The sequence below is a fragment of the Haliea sp. E17 genome (assembly GCF_048323675.1).
Taxonomy (GTDB): domain Bacteria; phylum Pseudomonadota; class Gammaproteobacteria; order Pseudomonadales; family Halieaceae; genus Mangrovimicrobium.
Genome location: NZ_JBLWFK010000004.1, coordinates 115,869 through 139,872 on the forward strand (window position 1 = coordinate 115,869; position 24,004 = coordinate 139,872).

The 24,004-nt window shown below is 63.4% G+C and carries 25 protein-coding genes and 1 other RNA gene; 6 read left to right on the forward strand and 20 right to left on the reverse strand.

Annotated elements, in window-relative coordinates; translation table 11 throughout:
- Positions 1-7 precede the first annotated feature (7 nt).
- An RNA gene (gene rnpB / locus ACNKU3_RS11030) (RNase P RNA component class A) lies at positions 8-362 on the reverse strand.
- 31 nt (positions 363-393) lie between these two features.
- Positions 394-1,230, reverse strand: coding sequence for a 16S rRNA (cytidine(1402)-2'-O)-methyltransferase (gene rsmI, locus ACNKU3_RS11035; RefSeq protein WP_418259520.1), 837 nt, complete (start codon positions 1,228-1,230; stop codon positions 394-396).
- A 126-nt stretch (positions 1,231-1,356) separates the two neighbouring features.
- Between rsmI and ACNKU3_RS11040 the strand changes: the two genes are divergently transcribed.
- Genes ACNKU3_RS11040 through ACNKU3_RS11055 form a run of 4 tightly spaced genes read left to right on the forward strand, consistent with a single transcriptional unit; the run spans position 1,357 to position 4,755 of the window.
- Positions 1,357-3,168, forward strand: a complete 1,812-nt coding sequence (locus ACNKU3_RS11040) for a penicillin-binding protein activator (RefSeq protein ID WP_418259521.1) — start codon at positions 1,357-1,359, stop codon at positions 3,166-3,168.
- 36 nt (positions 3,169-3,204) lie between these two features.
- Positions 3,205-3,561, forward strand: coding sequence for a YraN family protein (locus ACNKU3_RS11045; RefSeq protein WP_418259522.1), 357 nt, complete (start codon positions 3,205-3,207; stop codon positions 3,559-3,561).
- Between the two features lie 15 nt (positions 3,562-3,576).
- The gene (locus ACNKU3_RS11050; RefSeq protein WP_418259523.1) at positions 3,577-4,176 is read left to right on the forward strand and encodes a D-sedoheptulose-7-phosphate isomerase; all 600 of its coding nucleotides are present in this window, start codon (positions 3,577-3,579) and stop codon (positions 4,174-4,176) included.
- A gap of 6 nt (positions 4,177-4,182) precedes the next feature.
- Positions 4,183-4,755: a BON domain-containing protein gene (locus ACNKU3_RS11055; protein ID WP_418259524.1), complete on the forward strand. Its 573-nt coding sequence runs from the start codon at positions 4,183-4,185 to the stop codon at positions 4,753-4,755.
- A gap of 19 nt (positions 4,756-4,774) precedes the next feature.
- Here the strand turns inward: ACNKU3_RS11055 and rnhB are convergent, their stop codons facing one another.
- The 14 genes from rnhB to ACNKU3_RS11125 form a co-directional block, all read right to left on the reverse strand.
- The gene (gene rnhB, locus ACNKU3_RS11060; RefSeq protein ID WP_418259525.1) at positions 4,775-5,377 is read right to left on the reverse strand and encodes a ribonuclease HII; all 603 of its coding nucleotides are present in this window, start codon (positions 5,375-5,377) and stop codon (positions 4,775-4,777) included.
- The gene (gene lpxB, locus ACNKU3_RS11065; RefSeq protein ID WP_418259526.1) at positions 5,374-6,513 is read right to left on the reverse strand and encodes a lipid-A-disaccharide synthase; all 1,140 of its coding nucleotides are present in this window, start codon (positions 6,511-6,513) and stop codon (positions 5,374-5,376) included. The genes rnhB and lpxB overlap by 4 nt, the downstream gene beginning before the upstream one ends.
- A gap of 5 nt (positions 6,514-6,518) precedes the next feature.
- Complete coding sequence (lpxA, locus tag ACNKU3_RS11070; RefSeq protein ID WP_418259527.1) at positions 6,519-7,289, reverse strand: acyl-ACP--UDP-N-acetylglucosamine O-acyltransferase; 771 nt, start codon at positions 7,287-7,289, stop codon at positions 6,519-6,521.
- Complete coding sequence (gene fabZ / locus ACNKU3_RS11075; protein WP_418259528.1) at positions 7,286-7,717, reverse strand: 3-hydroxyacyl-ACP dehydratase FabZ; 432 nt, start codon at positions 7,715-7,717, stop codon at positions 7,286-7,288. The genes lpxA and fabZ overlap by 4 nt, the downstream gene beginning before the upstream one ends.
- A 30-nt stretch (positions 7,718-7,747) precedes the next feature.
- Complete coding sequence (lpxD, locus tag ACNKU3_RS11080; RefSeq protein ID WP_418259529.1) at positions 7,748-8,767, reverse strand: UDP-3-O-(3-hydroxymyristoyl)glucosamine N-acyltransferase; 1,020 nt, start codon at positions 8,765-8,767, stop codon at positions 7,748-7,750.
- A gap of 7 nt (positions 8,768-8,774) precedes the next feature.
- On the reverse strand, positions 8,775-9,296 hold the full coding sequence (locus ACNKU3_RS11085) for an OmpH family outer membrane protein (RefSeq protein WP_418259530.1): 522 nt from the start codon (positions 9,294-9,296) through the stop codon (positions 8,775-8,777).
- Between the two features lie 28 nt (positions 9,297-9,324).
- The gene (bamA, locus tag ACNKU3_RS11090) at positions 9,325-11,844 is read right to left on the reverse strand and encodes an outer membrane protein assembly factor BamA (protein WP_418259531.1); all 2,520 of its coding nucleotides are present in this window, start codon (positions 11,842-11,844) and stop codon (positions 9,325-9,327) included.
- A 113-nt stretch (positions 11,845-11,957) separates the two neighbouring features.
- Positions 11,958-13,310: an RIP metalloprotease RseP gene (gene rseP, locus ACNKU3_RS11095; protein ID WP_418259532.1), complete on the reverse strand. Its 1,353-nt coding sequence runs from the start codon at positions 13,308-13,310 to the stop codon at positions 11,958-11,960.
- Between the two features lie 21 nt (positions 13,311-13,331).
- Positions 13,332-14,513: a 1-deoxy-D-xylulose-5-phosphate reductoisomerase gene (ispC, locus tag ACNKU3_RS11100; protein WP_418259533.1), complete on the reverse strand. Its 1,182-nt coding sequence runs from the start codon at positions 14,511-14,513 to the stop codon at positions 13,332-13,334.
- Positions 14,514-14,515: 2 nt separating this feature from the next.
- A complete protein-coding gene (locus ACNKU3_RS11105) occupies positions 14,516-15,352 on the reverse strand; it encodes a phosphatidate cytidylyltransferase (protein ID WP_418259534.1) in 837 nt (278 codons plus the stop codon).
- Complete coding sequence (uppS, locus tag ACNKU3_RS11110; protein WP_418259535.1) at positions 15,345-16,127, reverse strand: polyprenyl diphosphate synthase; 783 nt, start codon at positions 16,125-16,127, stop codon at positions 15,345-15,347. The genes ACNKU3_RS11105 and uppS overlap by 8 nt, the downstream gene beginning before the upstream one ends.
- A gap of 33 nt (positions 16,128-16,160) precedes the next feature.
- Positions 16,161-16,718: a ribosome recycling factor gene (frr, locus tag ACNKU3_RS11115; protein ID WP_418259536.1), complete on the reverse strand. Its 558-nt coding sequence runs from the start codon at positions 16,716-16,718 to the stop codon at positions 16,161-16,163.
- Positions 16,719-16,745: 27 nt separating this feature from the next.
- Positions 16,746-17,471: a UMP kinase gene (pyrH, locus tag ACNKU3_RS11120; RefSeq protein ID WP_418259537.1), complete on the reverse strand. Its 726-nt coding sequence runs from the start codon at positions 17,469-17,471 to the stop codon at positions 16,746-16,748.
- A gap of 151 nt (positions 17,472-17,622) precedes the next feature.
- Positions 17,623-18,243, reverse strand: coding sequence for a urate hydroxylase PuuD (locus tag ACNKU3_RS11125; protein ID WP_418259538.1), 621 nt, complete (start codon positions 18,241-18,243; stop codon positions 17,623-17,625).
- Positions 18,244-18,384: 141 nt separating this feature from the next.
- Here ACNKU3_RS11125 and ACNKU3_RS11130 point away from each other — a divergent pair, with 141 nt between their 5' ends.
- Entirely contained in the window at positions 18,385-18,966 is a 582-nt protein-coding gene (locus tag ACNKU3_RS11130; protein WP_418259539.1) for a Fe-Mn family superoxide dismutase, read from the forward strand.
- 880 nt (positions 18,967-19,846) lie between these two features.
- Here the strand turns inward: ACNKU3_RS11130 and groL are convergent.
- From groL to ACNKU3_RS11145, 3 genes are all read right to left on the reverse strand, one after another.
- Positions 19,847-21,487: a chaperonin GroEL gene (gene groL / locus ACNKU3_RS11135; RefSeq protein WP_418259540.1), complete on the reverse strand. Its 1,641-nt coding sequence runs from the start codon at positions 21,485-21,487 to the stop codon at positions 19,847-19,849.
- Between the two features lie 43 nt (positions 21,488-21,530).
- Positions 21,531-21,821: a co-chaperone GroES gene (locus ACNKU3_RS11140; protein ID WP_418259541.1), complete on the reverse strand. Its 291-nt coding sequence runs from the start codon at positions 21,819-21,821 to the stop codon at positions 21,531-21,533.
- Positions 21,822-22,041: 220 nt separating this feature from the next.
- The gene (locus ACNKU3_RS11145; protein WP_418259542.1) at positions 22,042-22,476 is read right to left on the reverse strand and encodes an FxsA family protein; all 435 of its coding nucleotides are present in this window, start codon (positions 22,474-22,476) and stop codon (positions 22,042-22,044) included.
- A gap of 102 nt (positions 22,477-22,578) precedes the next feature.
- On the opposite strand from ACNKU3_RS11145, the gene ACNKU3_RS11150 reads away from it, so the two are divergent.
- Positions 22,579-22,896 (forward strand): MGMT family protein, encoded by a 318-nt coding sequence (locus ACNKU3_RS11150; protein ID WP_418259543.1) that lies wholly within the window; start codon positions 22,579-22,581, stop codon positions 22,894-22,896.
- Positions 22,897-22,930: 34 nt separating this feature from the next.
- Here the strand turns inward: ACNKU3_RS11150 and ACNKU3_RS11155 are convergent, their stop codons facing one another.
- Positions 22,931-23,989, reverse strand: coding sequence for a hypothetical protein (locus tag ACNKU3_RS11155; RefSeq protein WP_418259544.1), 1,059 nt, complete (start codon positions 23,987-23,989; stop codon positions 22,931-22,933).
- Between the last annotated feature and the right edge of the window lie 15 nt (positions 23,990-24,004).

Genomic DNA, 24,004 nt, shown 5'->3' on the forward strand with positions numbered 1-24,004 from the left:
CCTGTATCAAATGAGCCGGTCGATAAGCCGGGTTCTGTCGTGGACGATCATTCATCTGCGACAACTGTCACCAGTTGCCTGTAGCGACCTACCCGAACCCACCGCGGGCCACGGCATGCGGATTCCTATTTGGTCTTGCTCCAGGTGGGGTTTACCATCGCCGCCACTGTTGCCAGTGACGCGGTGCGCTCTTACCGCACCATTTCACCCTTACCCGGCGAACCGGGCGGTATACTTTCTGTTGCACTTTCCGTAGGCTCGCGCCCCCCAGGCGTTACCTGGCACCCTGCCCTGTGGAGCCCGGACTTTCCTCCCCCGGCAGCTCCTTGCGGAACACCGGAAGCGATCGCCTGACCAGCTCGGGCGCAAGGGTAGCAGCAGTACCCGGCGTTCTCAACGCTCTTTTTCGGCGACCAGGAATTCGTACAGGGCTTTCTTGCGCAGGCCCGACCAGTCCGCGACCACCGCGGCGGCCCGCTTTGCCGGGAGCTCCTGCGCCAGTCGGCGCAACAGGCTCGCGGTGCTTTCGTCCAGTTCCGCCTCCCGCTGGCTGGCACCAGCCACCAGCAGGACGATCTCGCCCCGCTGCTGGTTGGGATCCGCCGCGATCCACGACTGCAACGCGCCCAGCGGCGCCCGGTGGATGGTCTCGAAGGCCTTGGTGAGTTCCCGCGCCAGCACCGCTTCGCGGTCCTCGCCGAAGACTTCTGCCATCGCCACCACCGTCTCGAGAACCCGGTGGGGCGCTTCGTAGAACACCAGGGTGTGCGGTTGGGCCGCCAGTTCCTGCAGGCGCTTTTCCCGCGCCACCGCCCTTGCCGGCAGGAAGCCCTCGAACAGGAAGCGATCGGTGGCCAGTCCACCGGCGGAGAGAGCCGCTATCGCGGCACAGGCGCCGGGTACCGGAATGACCGCTACGCCCTGCTCCTGGGCCGCGCGGATCAGCGGGTAACCGGGGTCGGAGATCAGCGGTGTCCCGGCATCGGATACCAGCGCGACACTACCGCCCCCGGACAGAGTCTCCAGCAATCGCGCCTGGGCGCCGGCGTCGCTGTGCTCGTGGTAGGCGACCAGCCTGCCCTCAATACCCAGGTGTTGCAGCAGGCGACGGCTGTGGCGGGTGTCCTCGGCGGCAATCAGGTCCGCGCCGGACAGCACCTCCACCGCCCGCCCGGTAATATCACCGAGATTGCCGATGGGCGTTGCAACAATGTAAAGACCCGAATCCACGATTACCCCTTATACTAGTCGCGGCCTGGCCGGCGAATGCCAACCCGTCACGCTGGCAGTGACGCGCCAATTCAGGCAACGTAGTAGCGACTGCTACTGAATCCCGATTAACCCGCGCAGGATAGCATGACAGCCCTCCCATCCCCGCCCTTTCGTCGTATCCGTTGGTTCCTTTGCACAGCAGCGCTGGCCCTGCTGGGCGCCTGCGCCGGGGGCCCGCGCCCCGTGGACGAGACACCCACCGTAGCGGTATCGACAGTCACCCGGCCGCAGGCCTGGCGGGTGGAGCCGGAGCCGGTGGCAACGGACAGCGACTGGGAACCGGAATTCGCCGCCGCCGAGGAGGCACTGCAGCGGCTCAACTGGATGGACGCCGAGACCGCCCTGCGCCCGCTCGAGAGCAGCCCGCTGAATGCCTACGATGGCCAGCAGCTGGCATTTTTCCGCGCCCGTATTGCCCACGTTCGCGGCAAGGAGGCGGACGCGCTGGAGCAGCTCGCCTGGCTGGAGCAGGCCAACCTGCCGCCGGAACTGGACTACAAGGTCTACGCCTTCCACCAGCGCCTCCTGCACCTGACCGGGGACTACCTCGAAGCCGCCCGCCAGGGCCTGACCGCGCTGCAGTTTTCCGGCAGCGGCGACAAGGTTGAATTGAAACAGGCTGTCTGGCGCGACCTGCAGCGCAGCCGCAACAGCGAACTGCAAAGCGCGCTGGCGCACGCCAGTGATCCCGAGTGGCAGGGCTGGCTGGAACTGGCTCTGCTGGCGCGGCAGCCCGAGCGCGACCTCGGTCGCGCCCTGCAGCAGTGGGAGGCGGCACACCCCGCGCACAGCGCGGCCCATCCGCTGCCCGGCGGTTTGGAGGAACTGGCGCAGAACCGGCAGAGAATCGATCACGTGGCGCTGATCCTGCCACTCAGTGGGCGCCTGGCGGCCGCCGGGCAGGCGGTCCGCGACGGCTACCTCGCCGGGTACTTCCAGGCGCGCGAGCTCGGCTCGGCCCCGTCTCACCTCACCGTTATCGACAGCGAGACCTATCCCGGCGCCATCGAGGCCTACCAGTACGCGGTAGCCAGCGGCGCGCAACTGGTCATCGGCCCGCTGCGCAAGGAGTCGGTCGCCGAACTGGATGCCCTGATCGACCGGCCGGTGCCGATCATTGCACTGAACCGGGTGGACGGCTTCCCCCGGACTGAATCGGCCAGCCTGTTCCAGCTGGCCCTCGCCCCCGAGGACGAGGTGCGCTGCCTCGCGGACCGCGCATTCGGTGAAGGTATCCGCCGTATCCTCGTACTGCGCCCCGCCGGCGAATGGGGCGACAAGGCCGAAAGTACCCTGCAGGACCGCTGGGCCTCCCTCGGCGGCAGCATCGCCGACCGGGTCACCTACAGCGGCACTGAGGAGTATTCGGAATCCGTCAAGGCGGGTCTGGGTATCGCCGCCAGTGAAGCGCGCCGCACCCGGCTGCGGGAAATGCTGGCGACCAACATCGAGTTCACCCCGCGCCGTCGCCAGGACATCGACGCCGTCATCCTGCTGAGCCCCGGACCGGCGGACGCCCGCGCGCTCAAGCCCCTGCTGGCTTTCTACTATGCCGGCAGCCTGCCGGTCTACGCCCCCTCCGGCGTCTACAGCGGCCATCCGGACAACCGGGACCGCGACCTCACCGGGGTGCGCGTGGTGGAAATTCCCTGGCTGCTCGACAGCGACCCCTCCCTGCGCGGGCAGCTGACCCAGGCAGGGCTCGAGGACTACCCGCGGCTCAATGCCCTGGGGGCCGATGCCTACCTGCTGCAATCCCGGCTCAGCCAGCTGGATGCCGGGCCCGCTGCGCTGCTGCGCGGCAACACCGGCCTGCTCAGCCTCAATACCAGCAACCAGGTCGAGCGCGACCTGCCGCTGGCGGAATTTGATGGCGGTCGCCTCAAGCCGCGCTAGCTACAATGGTCCCCTGTGCAGTGACAGGGGGCCGCCGTGTCTTCAGGAGACTACTACGAAGTGCGCGCGGCGCAGTGGCTGCAGGCCCGGGGGCTGCACATCCTGGCCCGCAACTTCCGCTGCCGCTGTGGAGAAATCGACCTGATCGCCCGCGACCGGCAGCACCTGGTGTTTGTCGAGGTACGCGCCCGCAGCAATCCCCGCTTCGTATCCGCCGCCGCCTCGGTCGACCAGCGCAAACAGCGGCGCCTGCTGCGCAGCGCCCAGTTGTTCCTGCAGCAGCACCCGCAACTGGCCCGGATGCCCTGCCGATTTGACGTCATCGCCTTCGACCCGCGACAATCCGTTCCGGACGCGCAGCCACACTGGATACGCGCCGCCTTCACCAGCTGACCCGCCGGGGCGAAAGTGGACTACTACGAGATCATCGCCGAGCGCTTTCAGGGCACCATCGAACACATCGCCATGAGCGTGGACCAGATTGCCGGCCCACTGACCCGTGGCAGTGACCTGGTGTGCCAGTCCCTGCTCGAGGACAGGAAACTGCTCTGCTGCGGCGCCGGTGCCGGCGCCGCCCTCGGCCAGCTGTTCGTGGCCGGCATGCTCTCCCGCCTCGACCAGGAGCGCCCGCCGCTGCCGGCCATCTGCCTCAACGCGGACAGCGCCGCCCTCTGTGCGATCACCGGCGACAGCGGCCCCGGCCACGCCTATGGCCGCCAGATCCACGCGCTGGCCCAGGAAGGCGACGTGCTGCTGGTGATCAGCAGCGGCGGCAACAATCCCAGCCTGGAGCAGGCGGTCGCCGCGGCGCGGGAGCGGAACATGCGGCTGGTTGCCTTGTCGAATGACGCGGACAGCGCCCTGCCGGAACTGCTCGGCCCGGGGGACGTGTTGATCGAAGTGGACGGGCACAGCCGCTCGCGCATCATCGAATTACAGGTGATGTGCCTGAACCTGCTGAGCCAGTTGATCGAGTATGGAATTTTCGGAAGTTACAGCCAGGACTGACATTCAATGAAAAACCTGTTTTTCACCCTTATCACCCTTTCACTGCTCACCCTGACAGGCTGCGGCAACATGCTCGCCAGCGTGAACAAGGACACCATCCCGGAGGACGAGGGAGAACGTACGCTCGGGCGCTGGGTAGAGGACGAAAATATCGAGACCAAGGCGCTGGTCAATATCAACGCCGCCAGTGAGCAATTCGACAGCGCCCACCTGATTGCAGTCAGCTATAACGGCTATGTGCTGCTGGCCGGCCAGGTGCAGAGCCAGGAGCTGAAAAACCAGGCGACGGAAATCGTGCGCCAGATCCGCGGCGTAAGGCGGATCTACAACGAACTGGAAATCGCCGCACCCAGCTCGGCGATGACCCGGACCTCCGATACCTGGATCACCACCAAGGTGAAATCCTACCTGCTCGCCAACCCCAATACCCAGGGCTACCGGGTGAAGGTGGTGACTGAAAACGGCGTCGTCTACCTGATGGGCCTGGCGACCAGCGCCGAGGTTGACCGCGTCGCCGAACAGGCCGCCCAGCTCTCCGGCGTGCAGCGCGTCGTCAAGCTGTTCGAACTGATCGACTGATCCCGCGTTGCGGGCGGGCTCAGTCCTGCCCTGAAAGAAGCGCCCGCACCGGGGCAAAACTGCGCCGGTGCGCCGGGGTCACGCCCAGTTCGCGCAGGGCGGCCAGGTGGACCGCGGTGGGATAGCCCTTGTGGGCGGCGAAACCATAGCCGGGGTAAAGCGCTTCCAGCTCGACCAGCTCCGCGTCGCGCTGGACCTTCGCCAGGATGGATGCCGCGGCGATCGCCGGCACCCGGTCGTCGCCTTTGACCACGGGTTCCGCCCGGTAGGGCCAGCGCGGCAGTCGGTTGCCGTCCACCAGCACGAAACCCGGCTGCGGCACCAGGCCCTCGACCGCCCGGTGCATGGCCAGCAGGGAGGCCTGCAGGATGTTCAGCTCATCGATTTCCGCCACCGAGGCGCGGGCCACACACCAGCCCAGGGCACGGGCGCGAATCTCCTCGGCCAGCGTCTCGCGGCGCGCGGCTGTCAGCTTCTTCGAATCCCGCAGTCCGGCTATCGGCCGTGCCGGGTCGAGGATCACCGCGGCGGCCACCACGTCCCCGGCCAGCGGGCCGCGCCCGACCTCGTCGACCCCGGCGATGTCGGCGCCCTCCCAGCTCGGTTCGAACAGGTCCTTCACCGCGGGTGCGCCTGCAGCAGCTGCCTTACCGCGGCCGCGCTGGTGGCGGCAAAATCGCAGCGCAAGCGCTGGTGAATCGCGTCAAAGCCCGCCACCTGTCGCTCGCGGACCGCAGCCTGCGACAACACTTCCCACACACTCTGCACCAGGTTCTCCGGGGTCGCCTGGTCCTGGATCAGTTCGGGCACCAGCCGCGTTCCCGCAAGCACATTGGGCAGCGCCGCGAACTCGGTCCTGACCAGACGCGATACCAGCGCCCAGGTCAGGGGCGACAGGCGATAGGCGACGACCATCGGCCGCTTCAGCAGGCAGGCCTCCAGGGTCGCCGTGCCGGAGGCGAGCAATACCGCGTCAGCCGCCGCCATCACCTCGCGGGAACGACCATCCACGAGCGTCACCGGCAGCTCCGGGAAAAGCTGCAGTTGTGCGCGAACCTGTGCAGCCCGCGCATTGCTGGCGGTGGGGATGACAAAGGAGAGCGCCGGGTCGCGCTGCAGCAACAGGCTGGCCGCCTGGAGAAACAGGGGTGTCAACAGCTGGACCTCCCCTCCACGGCTGCCGGGCAGTAACGCCAGCAAGCGCCCCCTGGGCTGCAGGCCCAACGTTTCCCGGGCCTCCGCCTGGTTCACCCGGTCCGGAATTTCGTCCGCCAGCGGATGGCCGACAAAACTCACGGGAATGTCGTTGTCGCGATAGATCCCGGTCTCGAAGGGAAACAGGCAGAGCATGTGATCCACCGAGCGCTTGATACCCCTGATCCGCCCCTGGCGCCAGGCCCATACCGAGGGACTGACCAGGTGGGCCGTACGCACCCCGGATGCGCGCAGCTTGCGCTCCAGGCGCAGGTTGAAATCGGGGGAGTCGATGCCGATGAACAGGTCCGGAGGGGCATCGCGGAAATGGCGGTAGACGGCGCCGCGAATCCGCAGCAGTTCCGGCAGGCGCTTGAGCGGCTCGGTGAAGCCCATGACCGAGAGGCGGTCCATCGGGAACATGCTCTGCAGCCCCTGCTCGGCCATCAGGGGACCGCCGATACCTTCTACAGTGAGTTGCGGGTAGTGCTGCCGCAGCGCCGCGAGCAGGCGGGCGCCGAGGATATCACCGGAGGCTTCGCCCGCGAGTACGCCGATACGCACCGGGACTAGCGGACGATACCGCGCTCCGAGGCGCGTATGGAGTCGATCAGGATTCTCACTTCCGGCGTCTCGCGCAGCATGGTCTCCAGTCGCTGCATGGCCACGTCCAGGGTGAGCCCCTGGCGGTAGACAATCTTGAAGGCCCGGCGCAGCTGGCTGATGGTCTCGTTGGAAAAGCCGCGCCGCCGCAAGCCCTCGACATTGATGGTCTTGGCTTCCGCCGGTTGGCCGCTGACCGTCACGAACGCAGGTACGTCCTTGCCGATTCCCGTCGCCATGCCGCTGAAACTGTGCGGCCCGATCTTGCAGAACTGGTGAACCAGGGTGTAGCCGGAGAGGATGGCCCAGTCACCGACCTGCACATGCCCCGCCAGTGCGACGTTATTCACCAGGATCGTGTGGTTGCCCACCACGCTGTCATGGCCGATATGCACGTAAGCCATGATCAGGTTGTTGTTGCCAATGGTGGTTTCGCTGCGATCCTGCACCGTGCCGCGGTGAATGGTCACGTTCTCGCGGATGATGTTGTTGTCGCCGATCACCAGGCGGGTGGGCTCGTTGTGGTACTTCAGGTCCGGTGTGGCTTCGCCGATACTGGAAAACTGGTAGATGTGGTTGTTGGCCCCGATGGTCGTCGGACCCCGGACAATCACGTGTGGTTCGATAATGGTGCCCGGACCGATTTCCACGCCCGACCCCACCAACGACCACGGCCCGACCTGGACGTCCGCCGCGAGGCGGGCACCCGGGTCGATGATAGCGGTTTCGTGGATCATCTATCGGCGCAAAGAATCGTAGCCGAAGCCGCCAGTTCGCCGTCCACGTCGGAACTGACGTCAAATTTCCAGATACCGCGGCGCTCGGACACGATAGAGGCGCGCAGCATGATCCGGTCTCCCGGGATGCAGGGGCGCTTGAAGCGCAGGTTGTCCGCGCCGACGAAATAGTACATGGAGCCGTCCGCAGGGGTTTTGCCTACCGACTTGAAACCGAGGATGCCGGCCGCCTGGGCCATGGCTTCGACCAGCAGCACGCCGGGAAATACGGCTTTCTCCGGGAAGTGGCCGTTGAAAAACTCCTCGTTGATGGTGAGGTTCTTGTAGGCGACGATGGATTCGCCCAGGTTAAGCTCCACTACGCGGTCCACCAGCAGGAAAGGATAGCGGTGGGGAAGGTAGGTGCGAATCTCATTGGTTTCCATCATGGGGAGCGTGATTCCTTTTACCGGAGCGGGTTAACGGTTTTTTTCGCCGGGCTTCTCGACCGCGGCGAGACGCTGGTGGATGCGATCGAGCTGCGCAAAGCGGACGGCGTTTCTGCGCCACTGCCGCGTTGTGTCCATCGGGGTGCCCGAAGAATAGGACCCGGGTTCAGTGATCGAGCGCGTCACCATGGTCATCCCTGTGACGTGTACACCATCGCAGATTTCTACATGGCCGACCACACCGACACCACCGGCAAGCGTACAGTTCGCACCTATAATCGTGCTTCCCGCCAAACCGACGCAACCGGCTATCGCGGTATTTTTTCCGATGCGACAGTTGTGTGCAATCATCACCTGGTTATCGATGATGACACCGTCACTGATGACCGTGTGGTCCAGCGCGCCGCGATCGATAGTGGTACAGGCGCCGATCTCCACGTCATCGCCGATCCGCACCCCGCCCAACTGGTGAATCTTTACCCAGCCGTCGGGACCGGCCGCAAACCCGAAGCCATCTGCGCCCAGTACCGTCTGCCCATGGACAGTACAGCGCTCTCCCAGCCAGACGTCATGGTAGAGCAGCACACCGGGGTATAAACGGCTGCCGCCGCCGACACGGCTGCCGGCGCCGACGAAACACTGGGCTCCGATCACCGCATCGCGGCCGATCCTGGCACCCGCTTCGATCACCGCGTGCGGTCCGATACTGACGCCCGGCGCGAGCTCCGCATCGGCGGCCACGACGGCACTGGGGTGGATGCCGGCAAGTGGCCGGGGTGTGCGATCGAACAGCTCGGTCAAGCGAGCGAATACCAGGTAGGGGTTGGCGGTGGCAAGGCTGTCCACCGGGCACTCGGCGACAAATTCCGGCTGCAGGATGACTGCGGCAGCCCGGGTATCCGCCAGGTCCGCAAGATACTTGCGGTTGGAGAGGAAAGAAACCTGACCGGCGCCGGCCTCCGCCAGCGTGGCGAGGCCGGAGACCTGGCGCGTCGCGTCACCTTTCAGCTGCAGGCTGAAACGACTGGCCAGTTCCCCGAGCGTGATCACGGGGAGATTACTTCCCGGCGGTGAGCTGGTTCAGTTTGTCGGTCACCTTGGCCGTGATGCTGTAGCCGGCATCGGCGTGGATCACCGCTTCCTGGCGCATCAGCAGGCCGATACCTTCAGAGGCGATCAGGTCGCGCAGCACGTCCTGGACTTTCGGTGACATTTCCTGCAGCAGCGCCTGTCCGGCGGCTGCTTCGGCCTGCTTGAGCTTGCCGGCAACGTGCTCCAGGTCGCTCTGCTTGCTGGCCAGTTTCTGGCGCATGCCGGCCTGCTGGTCCTGGCTCATGACCGCGGAGTCCTTCTGGAACTTCTTCACCAGGTCGTCGAGCTCTTTCTTCAACTGGTCGAATTCAGCCTTGTCTGCCTTGAAATCGTCCTGGTTGTAGACCTCCTCCAGGCGCTTCTGCGCCAGGTCGGTCTGCAGGATGGCCTCCTGCAAGTTGACCACGGCGATCCTGCCCTGGGCCATGGCCATGACGGGCATGGTCAGCGCAAGGGTGGTCACAAGGGCTTTCAATAGTTTGGACACAATAATCTCCAGGTTCAGGTTATGTTGTTCAGAAGCCGCGGCCCAGGGTGAACTGGAACACCTCTTCCTGATCGTATTCCGCCGAATTGATCGGCTTGGCCAGGCTGAAGGTCATGGGACCAAAGCCGGTAATCCAGGTCACGCCCACACCCACCGAGTAGCGCAGTTCGTTCAGGTCGACGTCAAAGCAGTTGATCTGGCTCGCCGAGCAGCCGGTGGAAAACACGTTGCCCGCGTCGAGGAAGAAGGCGGAACGCAGCTGGTTCTGGTCCTCGATAAAGGGCAGCGGGAACAGGATTTCCGCGGCGCCCTCGATCAGCACGTTGCCACCGAAGGGGTCGGCGCTGCCGCCCGCGGTGTTGTAGACCAGCTTGCCGTCGGAGGCGACATAGCCCCCGGTGGTGCCGGACAGGACCGGGTTGCCCTCGTCGTCGATTTCGACAATGGGCACGCCGTAGCGGTAGAGCTCCGCCTTGGTTGAGCGCGGGCCCAGGGTATTGCTTTGGAAGCCGCGAACCGAGCCGAAGCCGCCGGCGAAGAAGTTCTCGTAGAACGGCAGGTCGGTGGTATCCCCGTAGCCGTCGGCATAGCCCAGCTCGCTGCGCAGGCGCAGGGTCCAGGCCCCGTGGATGGGGAAGTAGATCTCACCGCGGTAGTTCAGCTTGTAGAACTGCAGGTCGGAGAACGGCACCGACACCTCCAGCGAGATGGAGTTCGCCGTGCCCCGGGTGGCCAGGCGGCCGCGGTTCAGGGTGGACTGGCTCCAGCTCGAGGTAAAGGTGTAGTTGAGGAACTCATCGCCGTTCTGGTCGAGGAAACCGGGCTCGGTGGGTAGCGTCAGGTAGCTGTCCGGCAGGGTTTCGATCGGCTGCAGGACTTCCGGCGCGGCGTAGGTACCGTCGGCCAGCAGCTGGCTGTCGTACCAGTAGTCCACGTTCTTCTGCAGGCGCGGGCTGGCCTTGATCTCCTGTACGGCGTAGGCGCCCGCGGTGATCTTGGTGTTCGATACGCCGAAGCTGAAGCCCAGGCGCTGGGTTTCACTGATCGGGTAACCGAAGTTGAGCGCCGCCCCCAGGGTGTCGGTGGTATAGCTCGCCACGTTGACCTCGGAGAGGTCGGTGGAACGGTAGAACAGGTTGAAACCGCGGCTCACACCGTCCTCGGTGAAGTAGGGATTGGTGTAGCTGAAGCTGTAGACATCCTGGTACTTGGAGGAGTTCAGGTTGATGCCGACCCGCTTGCCGGTACCGAGGAAGTTGTCCTGCTGCAGGTTCAGGCCGAGAATCAGGCCGGCGTCCTGGGCGTAGCCGAAGCTCGCGCCGATACTGCCGGAGGACTGCTCCTCCACCGCGAAATCGAGGTCGATCAGGTCATCGTGGCCGGGCACCGCGGGAGTGTCGACGGTGGCCTTGCTGAAGTAACCCAGGCGCTCCAGGCGCACCCGCGATTGCTCGATGCTGGATGACGAGGCCGGGGCGCTCTCCATCTGGCGCATTTCCCGGCGCAGCACCGCGTCGGCGGTTTTCTGGTTACCCTTGAAGCTGATCCGGCGCACGTAGGTGCGCTTGCCCGGGTCGATGAAGAACTTCATGTCGACCACGTTGGTGCCCTCTTCCACCTCGGGAATACCGGTCACCTTGGCGAAGTTGTAGCCCTCGTTACCGAGGCGGCGGGTCATGAACTCCTCGGTGGAGGTCACCAGTTGCTGGGAGAAGGTCTGGCCTTCGGACACCAGCAGGAAGCGCCGCAGGTCGTCCTCCGGCAACACCAGGTCACCGGAGAGGTCGACCGTGCCGATGGTAAATTTCTCGCCCTCGGTGACGTTGGCGGTGATGAACACCTCTTCCTTGTCCGGGGATACCGACACCTGGGTGGAGTCGATGCGGAACTGCAGGTAGCCGCGGTCCATGTAATAGGAGGTCAGGGCTTCCAGGTCGCCCTGCAGTTTCTCCCGCGAGTACTTGTCGTCGTTGGTGAAGAAGGAGAGCCAGCCGGTGGTCTTGAGCTTGAACACGTTCTCGAGGTCGTCGTCGCTGAACACCTCGTTGCCCACCACGTTGATGTGCTTGATCGCGGCTACGGTGCCCTCGTCCACGTCGATGTTGATCGAAACCCGGTTGCGCGGCTCGGCTACCACCTCGGCCTCGATATTGGCATCGTAGCGACCCTGCTGCACGTACTGGCGCTGCAATTCCATCTGCATGCCCTCGAGCGTGGAGCGCTGGAAGACCTGGCCAACCGCAAGACCCGCCCCCTTGAGGCCGTCGAGCAGGGCGTCGGTCTCGATCGCCTTGTTACCCTCGATATTGATCTCGCTGATACTGGGCCGCTCGGCGACCACGACCACCAGCACGTTGTCGTCGCGCCCCAGCCGGATATCGTCGAAGTTGCCGGTGGCAAACAGGCTGCGTGCCGCGGCGCGCAGGGAGGCGTCGTCGACGAGGTCGCCGACACCGATAGGCATGGCGGCAAACACGCTGCCGGCGGAAATCCGCTGCAGACCCTCCACGCGAATATCCGAGATGATGAATGTGTCAGCTGCGACCACTGGGGCCCACAGGCAAAACACCAGGGCCACGATTTTGGATAGTCTTGTCGTCAAGGTAAGCTCAGTCTGCAGGTCAGGCCCGTGGGTATTGTTTTTGCAACTCGGCGCAGCGGCTACAGCCGCGTGAAGTCGTTATACAGGGCCAGCATCATCATGCCCAGAACCAGAAAGAGGCCCACCTGATAGCCCAGCGACTGTATTTTCTCAGGTACCGGGCGTCCCGCCAATAGCTCTATGCTGTAAAACAGCAAGTGCCCGCCGTCCAGAACCGGTATGGGCAGCAGGTTCAAAACACCCAGACTGACGCTGAGCAGGGCCAGGAAACCGATGTAGGACTCCAGGCCCGACTTTGCCGAGGCGGTGGCCACTTTAGCAATGGTAATGGGACCACTCAAGTTTTTCGGCGAAATGAGCCCCATAACCATTTTCTTGATGGACTCGAAAGTAAAGCCGACCAGTTCCCCGGTGCGGGTCAGCGCCGCGCCCGCCGCCTCCAGCGGCCCGCGCTCGAATTTGCGCACCAGCTCCGGCGGCATCTCGGGGATCGCCACGCTGATACCGACCCGGCCGATGGTTTCGCCATTGTCTTCCGCTGCCTCGGGCGTAATCCGCCGGTCGATCATCCGCCCGTCGCGGTCCACTTGCAGGGCAATGGGGGTATCGGGCCGGGCGCGCACGTAATCCACCCAGTCCATCCAGCGAGCCATGGCGATGCCATCGGCGCTGAGTATCCGGTCGCCGGTCTGCAGGCCGGCGCGCTGTGCGGGGCTGTCATCGACGACTTCATCGACCACCGGCGGCACATCGGGGGTGTACATCACCAGCCCCAGGCCGCCGTAGAGGTCGGGCTCTTCCTGGTCCGAGAGCCAGCGCTCGATATGCGCCTCGGATTCATAGACCAGGTCCGAACCGGGGTATCTGGTGGCGAAGGTTATGGTGCCGGTGTCGCCGATACGCTCCAGCAGGGCGAAGCTCAGGGCCTGCCAGGTGGGGGTTTCCTTGCCGTCGACGGCGACGATTTCCTGCCCTGCCTCCAGCCCGGCCACATCCGCGATAGAACCGGACTTGACCTCGCCCAGCAGGGGCGCGTAGCCGGTTTCTCCGCCCATGAACAGGAACCAGTAGGCGACCACGGCGAGAATCAGGTTGGCCAGGGGGCCCGCAGCCACCACCGCGATACGCTGCAGTACCGGTTTGCGGTTGAATGCCTTGTCGAGATCGTCCTCGGCTACTTCCCCTTCGCGCTCATCGAGCATCTTGACGTAGCCGCCCAGGGGGATCGCCGCCACGCTGTACTCGGTGCCCAGCTTGTCGCGCCAGCTGGCCAGCGGCTTGCCGAAGCCAATGCAGAACCGCAGCACCTTCACGCCACAGCGCCGGGCGACCCAGAAGTGCCCGAATTCATGGACGGCGACCAGCACCGCGAGGGTGCCGAGGGTAATCAATATGGTTTGCAGAAGTTCCATCAGACCAGGCGGTTTCCCGCGTCAACTTGCCAGCATTTCGGCCGCCAACAGGCGCGCCTCCGAATCCGCAGTTTCGACCACCTCAAGGGAGCTGGGTTCAACCACTTTTACCCGCTCCAGCACATTCTCGATCAATTGCGGGATGGCGGTAAAGCCGAGCTTACCATCCAGAAACGCCGCGACGGCGACCTCGTTGGCGGCGTTACACACCGCCATCGCGGTGCCGCCGGTGGCGACCGACTCGCGCGCCAGGCGCAGGCAGGGGAAGCGCGCCTCGTCCGGGGCCTCGAAATCGAGCCGCGAAATCGCCACCAGGTCCAGCGGCGCCACGCCGGCGGCAATTCGCTGCGGCCAGCCCAGTCCATAGGCTATCGGCGTGCGCATGTCCGGATTGCCCAACTGCGCCAGCGTCGAGCCATCGGTGTACTGTACCATGGAGTGGATAATACTTTGCGGGTGCACTACCACCTCGACCCGCTCCGGCGTCAGGTCGAACAGCCAGCAGGCCTCGATGAATTCCAGCCCCTTGTTCATCAGGGAGGCGGAATCCACCGAAATCTTGCGCCCCATCGACCAGTTTGGATGGGCGCAGGCCTGTTCCGGGGTCGCATCCCGCATGCGCTCGTAACTCCACTCGCGGAAGGGACCACCGGAAGCCGTGAGCAGGACCTTGCTGACGCCATCGAGCCCGGGGCGCCCCTGGCGGTCTGCGGGCATGCACTGGAAGATGGCATTGTGTTCGCTGTCGATTGGCAGCAGGGTGGCACCGCTCTCGCGTACCGCCTGCATCAGCAGGTGCCCCCCCATCACCAGGGACTCCTTGTTGGCCAGCAGTATGGTCTTGCCAGCCTGTGCTGCCGCCAGGGTGGAGGGCAATCCGGCGGCGCCGACAATGGCGGCCATCACCGCATCCACCGCCTCGGCGGTCACGATTTCCCGCAGGCCCTCTTCACCCTGCAGGACCCGGGTGCCTGAATCCGGCCCCAGCAGTGCCTGCAGGCGTTCCGCGGCATCCGCATCCATCATGACGGCCACTTCCGGGCGATGCGCCAGGCACTGCTGGTAGAGGCTGTCCACGGAGGTATTGGCCGCGAGGCCGTACACCGCATAGGCGTCGGGATGGCGGGCAATTACGTCGAGGGTACTGACCCCGATGGAGCCCGTTGAGCCCAGGACGCTGACCTGGCGTCGCCTGGCAGTCATCGTCACCAGCCCGCCAGCAGCACACCGAGGGCGAATACCGGCGCGGCGCCGCAGAGGCTGTCGAGCCGGTCGAGCAGGCCCCCGTGGCCGGGCAGCAGGTTGCCGCTGTCCTTGCAGCCACACTCGCGCTTGACCATGCTCACGGAAAGATCGCCAACCACCGACGCCATGCTGGTGCTGAGCACCACGGCGAACACCGCCAGCAGGGAGATATGATCGCCGCGCGCCGGCAGCAGGTACCAGAGCAGCACACCGGCCACCAGCACGCTGGCGACGCCTCCCCAGAAACCCTCCCAGGTCTTGGCCGGGCTGACGGCCGGCGCCATCTTGTGCCTGCCGAGGGTCTTGCCGGTGAAGTAGGCGCCGATATCCGCCACCGCGACAATCAGCACCATGACCACCAGCAGCAAGCTGCCCTGGGGGAAACTGAGCAGGTAGACCGCCGCCGCCCAGGCCGGCGCCAGCACCAGCAGCCCGATCAGGCTGCACATGAAGCGGTTATTCCAGAGGGTTGCGCTGGCGGGGTAACTTTTTACCCAGAGCAATGCGAAGGACCACCACAGGCAGGCCAGGCCGAGAACCGGCTGGATATGCTCGCGCGGCGGCTCGGAAGCGAGGCTGCAATACACGTAAAGCACAGCCATTACGGTCATCAGCACCAGCAGGAACAGGCCCCGGCTGACGGGGCTGCGCCAGCCGGCCAGGCGCGACCACTCCCAGCCGCCGAGGACCACCAGCAGCGCAAACACTGCAGCCAGCGCGGGCTGGGGGAGATAAAATACGCCGGCCAGAAACAGCCCGGCCATGATCAGGGCAGTCAGGATGCGCTGTTTAAGCATCGGACCCCACACCGGCAGCCAGGCCGTCAGGTTCCCGCAGACCGAAGCGGCGCTCGCGACGGCTGTATTCGGCCAGCGCCCGGGCAAACTCCAGCTCGCCGAAATCCGGCCACAGGGTGTTGGTGAAGTAGAGCTCGCTGTAGGCGAAGTGCCAGAGCATAAAGTTACTGATGCGGGCATCGCCGCCGGTGCGAATACACAGGTCCGGGCGCGGCAGATCGCTGATCGAGATCTGTGCGTCGAGCAGGTCGGCGTCGATATCCTTTGGATCGAGCGTACCCGCCTTTACCTGCTCAGCGAGGGCTCGCGCTGCCTGGGCGATATCCCACTGGCCGCCGTAATCCACGGCTATCACCACCGTCGCCTTGTCGTTGGCCTGGGTGAGCAATTCACTTTGCTGCATCAGGCGCTGCAGTCGCTGGGAGAAGCGGTCGCGGCGACCGATGAACCGCAGGCAAATACCATCCTTGTGCAATTCGCGTACTTCGCTGCGCAGGTAGCGCGAAAACAGTGCCAGCAGGGCACGCACTTCCGGCAGGGGCCGGCCCCAGTTCTCGCTGCTGAAGGCAAACAGGGTGAGTACGCCGACGCCGTGGTCACGGCAGGCTCGGATAACGTCGCGCACGGCTTCCACGCCGGCGCGATGCCCCGCGGGACCGGACACATTCTGCCTGCGCGCCCAGCGGTTGTTGCCATCCATGATGATGGCGACGTGTCGGGGCACCAGGTTGTGGCCGGCTTTGGATTCGCCGCTGTGATTATTATTGCCTGGCATGGTGACGGGAAAACCGGTGTCTGTAACCAGACCCTAGATTTCCATCAGGTCGGCTTCTTTGTCCGCCAGCATCTTTTCGACACGGGCGATGAAGCCGTCGGTAAGTTTCTGGACTTCCTCGGCACCGCGGCGCTCATCGTCCTCGCTGATTTCCTTTTCCTTCTGCATTTCCTTGAGCAGCGCCATGGCATCGCGACGCGCGTTGCGAATGGACACCCGCGCTGACTCGGCCTCGGCGCGCGCCTGCTTGATGTAACCCTTGCGGGTTTCCTCGGTCAACATGGGCATGGGAATACGGATCACTTCGCCCGCCGTCGAGGGGTTGAGGCCGAGATCGGACTTCATGATGGCTTTTTCAATAGCGGGCACGGACGACCTGTCCCACGCGGAAACGCTCAGGGTCCGGGCGTCTTCCACGTTGATGTTCGCGAGCTGGTTGATGGGCGTATCCGCGCCGTAATACTCGACGCGCAAGCCGTCCAGCAGGCTGGGGTGGGCGCGCCCGGTACGGATCTTGTTGAAGTTGTGACCCAGCGCCTCGAGACTCTTGTCCATGCGCTCGCTGGCGTCACTCTTGATATCGTTTATCACGTTGCTACTTCCTCCAGGAGCCCGGGCTTATTCGATCAGGGTACCAACATCGCCACCGCGGACGATATTGAGCAGGGCGCCGTGCTTTTCCATTTCAAAAACCCGCACCGGCATGTTGTGATCGCGGCACAGGCAGATCGCGGTAAGATCCATGACTTCCAGCTTCTTGTCGAGGACCTCATCATAACTGAGCCGCTCGTAGCGGACCGCGTCGGGGAACTTCATCGGGTCGGCGGAGTAGACCCCATCGACCTTGGTGGCTTTCAGGACCAGTTCGGCGTCGATCTCGATGCCCCGCAGGCATGCGGCCGAGTCAGTGGTGAAGAACGGATTGCCGGTACCTGCACAGAAAATCACCACATCGCCATTGCCCAGCGCGCGAATCGCCTTGCGCCGGTCATAGTGATCGACGACACCGCTCATCGGGATGGATGACATCACCTGGGTGGCGATATTCGAACGCTCCAGGGCGTCGCGCAGCGCCAGTCCGTTCATGACCGTCGCCAGCATTCCCATGTGGTCGCCGGTTACCCGGTCGAGCCCCGCGGCCTGCAGCGCAGAGCCGCGGAACAGGTTGCCGCCACCGACGACGAGCCCGACTTGCACCCCGATTCCCACCAGTTGACCGATTTCCAGGGCCATCTGGTCAAGCACCCGGGGGTCGATGCCGAAACTCTCCTTGCCGGTCAATGCCTCGCCGCTCAATTTGAGCAGGATGCGCTTGTACTTCTTGTCTGCAGACGTTTTTACCATACCCGGCCTCATCTTCCCGGCGACATTGATCGCAGGCCTAAACCGGGCAGTATCTTACAGGACAACGCTGTCCTAGCCCAAAAGAATTCATCCGTTCAGTGGAAACGAGCGGGGAAAAGCCGGGACAGGCCCGGCTTGAACTGTCGTTACGTCAGAGGTAGGAGAGCAGCGCCCAGATTACCACTGCCAGAGCGATGCTGCAGTGGATCACCCCTTTGACCGTTGTGAGGGGGCCAGTCTTGCCGAACAGTGCGTTGGCTTCCAGCACCAGGATCAGCGCAACACTCAAGCCGAAGCCCAGTGTCGATGGGTCCAGCGGCAGGTGCTTTGATGCGAGCATGCCGAACAGCATCGGACCCGAGAACAGGGTATTGGTGCGCGAAGCCAGCCCGGCCTTGGCCCCGGCAGCGGCGCCGTCGCCCTCTTTCAGGCCAATGACGATTTTCTGGTTCGGCCAGATAATCAGCCATACGTTGAGGAACATGAAAATACCCGCCAGGGCTCCGACCCAGATGGCGGACATGCCGAGGAAGCTCCCGGTCGCACCTATCGCGTGCAGCAGGTAAAGGCCCGTGAGGAAGGTGAACATCGCCCCCCAGCGGAACCACCACAGCGCGCGAGGCGCCAGTTTCTTGACCGCGTCGGCCTTGGCGCTTGCCTCGGCTTCCTTGAAATACTCGGTTTGGACGAAATTGAAATAGTAGAGCAGGCCGATCCAGGTGATACCGAACAGGACGTGCGCCCAGCGAAACACGAATTCCAGAAGGTACATGCGATTTCTCCCCGTTATTTTGTTGTAACCGCCGCCCTATTATACACTGTAGGCCGCGGTGCGAAATGCCGCTTTCTTCTGGCGCCCGCTGTCAGGCGCGCCCCATTTTTCGCATGAACATTTCCATAGTGAGGATTAGTCATGGCCTTTGAATTGCCCCCCCTTCCCTACGCCCAGGATGCGCTGGAGCCTCACATCTCCGCTGAAACCCTGGAATACCACTACGGCAAGCACCACAAGACCTACGTCGACAAACTGAACGGCCTGGCCGAGGGCACGGAACTCGCCGGCAAATCCCTGGAAGACATCATCAAGACCTCCGAGGGCGGCGTGTTCAACAACGCAGCACAGATCTGGAACCACACCTTCTACTGGCACTGCCTGAGCCCCAATGGCGGGGGCGCTGCAACCGGCGCCATCGCCGAGGCGATCACCGCGGCCTTCGGCTCCTTTGACGCCTTCAAGGAGGAATTCAACACCAGCGCAGCGAACAACTTCGGCTCTGGCTGGACCTGGCTGGTAAAGAAAGCCGACGGTTCCGTGGCGATCTTGAACACTTCCAACGCGGCCACCCCGCTGACCGACAGCAGCATCACCCCGCTGCTGACCGTCGACGTCTGGGAACACGCCTACTACATCGACTACCGCAACTCCCGCCCCAACTACCTGGCGGCCTTCTGGGAGCTGGTGAACTGGGAATTCGTCAACGCAAACTTTGCCTGATAATTTCTTCGGTTCAAAAAACCCGGCCTGGCGCCGGGTTTTTTTTGCCTGCCGAATGGTTCTGCTGCCCCGCACCGCACCGGATCGGGCCAGGTGGCGGCCTTGGGGCCGCTGCATTGGCGCCGGCTGGTGCATGTCTTTTGCTTCATTGCGGGCGCTTGCGGCGCGTTGGCTTTTGGGTGCCCGGAATTGTCGCAGGGCTGCCGTGTTATGAATAAGTCGTGAGATTACATGCTACTGCAGTCCACGGTAGCCAGTGGGGTGGGCTGGCGCATCGCGTTGGTTTGGAGGTTCCGCACTTGGGTCGAGTTCGCACCGACGCCCTCCAAGTCCGCAAAAGACATGCACCACCCGACCCCAATGCGGGAGCCAAACGGCAGCTAACGGAACCTTGGCCTGGCTTGCTTATCGGCGATGATAAAGTGCAGGGACTGAAACCACGATTCAGCAATCCGGAAACCGGAAACCGGAAACCGGAAGCGAGACCAGCGCGCTAATGCCCTGGTTCACACCCGCGTTGCCAGTGGGTGGGAAGGCTCTTTTACGGACTTGGAGGGCGTCGGTGCGAACTCGATCCCCAAGCGGAACCACCTCACCACGGCGATGCGCCAACCCACCACACCAGCTACCGTGGACTTCCGTAGCATGTAATCTCAAGCCTCGTTCAAAACCCCGCCAGCCACGCGGCAATTCCGGGCACCCAAAAGCCAACGCGCCGCAAGCGCCCGGAATGGAGTAAAAGAGCCTTCCCGCCCACAGGCCACGCAGCGGCCGCCAGGCCGCCCAACGCAGCGACGGCCAGACGGCCAAAGCAAAACACGCGGACACAAAAAAGCCCGGCACAATGGCCGGGCTTTTCCGATAGGCCTGGAGGCCGGACTTACATCATGCCGCCCATGCCGCCCATGCCGCCCATATCGGGCATGCCGCCTGCAGCCTTGTCTTCCGGCTTGTCGGCAACCATCACCTCAGTGGTGATCATCAGGCCGGCGACGGAGCCAGCGGCCTGCAGCGCGGTACGGGTCACTTTGGCCGGATCCAGGATACCCATTTCCAGCATGTCGCCGTAGACGCCGGTGGCAGCGTTGTAGCCGAAGTTGCCTTCGCCCTGGCGAATCTTGTCCAGGACCACGGAAGCTTCGTCACCAGCGTTGGCAACGATCTGGCGCAGCGGACCTTCCATGGCGCGCAGCGCAGCCGCGATGCCGTGGTTCTGGTCTTCGTTGTCGCCTTTCAGGCCGCCGATCAGGGCAACCGCGCGCACCAGCGCAACACCACCGCCAGCTACCACGCCTTCTTCAACCGCTGCGCGGGTCGCGTGCAGGGCGTCTTCAACGCGGGCTTTCTTCTCTTTCATCTCGATCTCGGTGGCGGCGCCAACCTTGATGACCGCAACACCGCCAGCCAGCTTGGCCACGCGCTCTTGCAGCTTCTCACGATCGTAGTCGGAAGAGGTGTTCTCGATCTGGACGCGGATTTCGTTGACGCGGGACTTGATCGCCTCTGCGTCGCCAGCACCGTCGATGATGGTGGTGTTGTCCTTGTCCATGGTCACGCGCTTGGCGGTGCCCAGGTGCTCCAGGGTAGCGGATTCCAGGTCCAGGCCTACTTCCTCGGAGATCACGGTGCCGCCGGTCAGGATGGCGATGTCCTGCAGCATGGCCTTGCGACGGTCGCCGAAGCCGGGTGCTTTACAGGCCGCAACTTTGACGATGCCGCGCATGTTGTTCACCACCAGGGTTGCCAGCGCTTCACCTTCCACGTCTTCACCGATGATGACCAGCGGCTTGGAGGACTTGGCGACCTGCTCCAGCAGGGGCAGCAGTTCGCGGATGTTGGAGACTTTCTTGTCAACCAGCAGGATGAACGCGTCGTCTTGCTCAACGCTCATGTTGTCCTGGTTGTTGATGAAGTAGGGAGACAGGTAGCCGCGATCGAACTGCATGCCTTCAACCACGTCCAGCTCGTTCTCGAGGCCGGAACCTTCTTCAACAGTAATAACGCCTTCTTTACCCACTTTTTCCATCGCCTCGGCGATGATGTCGCCGACGGAGGTGTCGGAGTTGGCGGAGATGGTGCCAACCTGGGCGATGGCCTTGCTGTCTTCACAGGGAGTGGACATCTTCTCGATTTCGGCAACAGCTGCCTGAACTGCCTTGTCGATACCGCGCTTCAGGTCCATCGGGTTCATGCCCGCAGCAACGGACTTCAGGCCTTCGTTCAGGATGGACTGCGCCAGTACAGTTGCAGTGGTGGTGCCGTCGCCGGCCTGGTCAGACGCCTGGGAGGCGACTTCCTTGACCATTTGCGCACCCATGTTCTCGAACTTGTCTTTCAGCTCGATTTCCTTGGCCACGGATACACCATCCTTGGTCACGGTGGGCGCGCCGAAGGATTTGTCCAGGATTACGTTGCGGCCCTTGGGACCCAGGGTTGCTTTTACTGCGTCGGCCAGGGTGTTAACACCAGCCAGCATGCGGGAGCGAGCGTCGTCGCCAAAAAATACGTCTTTAGCTGCCATGTCTAAAATTCCTCAATCTCTAACAATTGGTTTCCCGGAAGCCTTACTCGACAACCGCAAAGATTTCGCTTTCACCCATGATGATGAGTTCTTCGCCATCGACTTCGATGGTGTTGCTGCCGGCGTACTGGCCGAAAACAACGATGTCACCAACCTTGACGGAGAGGGCGCGCAGGTCACCGTTGTCCAGCGGCTTGCCCGCACCAACAGCGACGACTTCACCCTGGTTGGGCTTTTCCTTGGCGGAACCCGGCAGCACGATGCCGCCAGCAGTGGTTTCTTCCTCAGCCTTGCGACGAACGACCACGCGGTCGTACAGCGGACGGATACTCATGTGTGTATATCTCCTGGTTACAGTGTTATGAGTGACCCTTTGGAAAGGGATGGTCGCTTTATGGGGGCAGCCCGGCCCATTTCAAGGGTCGATTAGCACTCTTTTTATGAGAGTGCTAAAGGGTGGGCTAATTCTAGTGGGGATTTGGCGCCAGTCAAGCACTACAGGCCGCAGTGCCGCAGCCCAACGCAAAAAAAACTTATTCTTTAAAATCAGTATGTTACCTGAAACGAGTATCATCAACGCGGGTAAAATCACCCTCGATGGTGACATGCTCATGCACCTGGGTGGAATGCCCCCCCGCAGGGCTTGATGGCTCAGGACCGACCCCCAGCCTGGCGGCAATACGCCGCCTGAGGGGCCCGATCATGACAATCAGGGCGGCGAAATCGGAAATCATGCCGGGAAACATCAGCAGCACCCCGGCCAGCCCCATGGCCATGTCATCGACCAGCAATTGCGTGCCGGACACCCGTCCCAACTGCACATCCCGCATCCGCTCGACCATCTTCGCCCCCTGCCGCCGGAGCACGAACATGCCGAGCACAAAGGTCGCGAACACGTAGAAAAGGGCTGTCAGGGCGCTGGTCTCGATGCCCAGCTGAATCAGGGTAAACAGCTCCAGCCAGGGCAGGAGCATGAAAAAAAATCGCATAATTGTCTCCGTACAACAGCAGTATGGGGGCTTGAGACAGCATTACAAGCGTGTCTATCCTTGCCGACCGGAAAATTTCATTCGCCACTGCGGAGGCCGCACGTGCGACACACGGACAACGACGAGCGGATCTGGCAGGTAGTCGCCCTGATTCCGGAGGGCAAGGTGGCGACCTATGGGGATGTCGCCGCCCAGGCGGGCCTGCCGGGAGCGGCGAGGCGCGTGGGCGCCGCCCTGAAGAAACTGCCGGAGGGCACAAAAATTCCCTGGCACCGGGTGATCAACGCGGGCGGGCGCATTTCCCTGCCCCCGGGATCAGACAGCTACCGGCGCCAGCTGGAGTTGTTGCGGGCTGAAGGCATTACCCTGCGCGAGAGTGGCGCCATCGACCTCAGGCGCCATCGAATGCTACCCGCCTAGCTCACACCCGGCGGCCCGCTCCCGGCGCCGGAATTCATCCCCGCAACCAACTGCGCAGCCGCGCACCCAGGCCCTCTTCCGCGCCCGCCAATGTTCGTAACAACCGGGCCACCCGTTTCAGGTCTCCGGGCGCAGGAGCAGGACTACCACGAACTCGCGACTGCTCTTCCAGCCAGCTGACAGCGGCTGCCGAGAGCGCCAGCAAGCCTGAATCGTCCCGGATCGCCCCCTCGCGACCGCCCTGCTCCGCTTCCGGTTTGATTCCCACTCGCGACTCCAGCCAGGCGCGACTCGCCGGGTTTACCCGCACGACCTCGGCGAGGAGGTCCGGGTGCATCCTGAATCGCTCCCCCGGAACCTCGAAGAGGCGCTGCACCAGGGCCTTGTCCGCTACATGGTAATCCGGATAAAACTGGCGGTAGACATACAGGAGCTGGATTGCGGGAAGGCTCAGGGAACTGTTGACACTCTTGCGCGGCAGTTCGTCGTAGGCAACACCCACAGCGCCAAGGAAATCCGCCACCACGGAGCCACCGGGAAACCCGCCGGGCGAGAATGGCCTGAACATCACGTTCTCCCGGCCGAATACCGCATCAAAGGAATTACCCATTGATACGAAATTGGAGGGGACTGGCTCGGTCAGCAGCGCGAGGCCGTGTTTCAACCGCTCCTGGAAGACACTTTCGGCCCGGTTGTGCGGCGCGCGGATATAGATAATGACTTCAAAGTGGCTGAAATGCTCTCTGGCGAAACGTTTCAGATCCCTCAGTTCCGGCAGGCTGAAGGACGAAATCACCTCGGCAGACAGTATGGTGGTCGGCTTGTCACAGCGGTCGGCCACTCGCGAAAACTGTTCCCTGGCCCTTGTACGGGTCGCTTCCACTTGTTCCGGGCCCATGGCTGCACTGCGGAACTGCGGCATCTTCTCAAAATTATGCTTGAACGCATGGGTAACCATGAGAGACGCGTTGGGCATTCCAGTGGAGAAAAAACCCACGCGGGGATCGTCGAGTTCGCTGAACAGGTAATCCTGGATGGCGCTCGATCCCGTCTTGCGCATCCCGGCGTGGATAATCAGCTTGCGCTTGTTCATGCGCCTCCAATACCC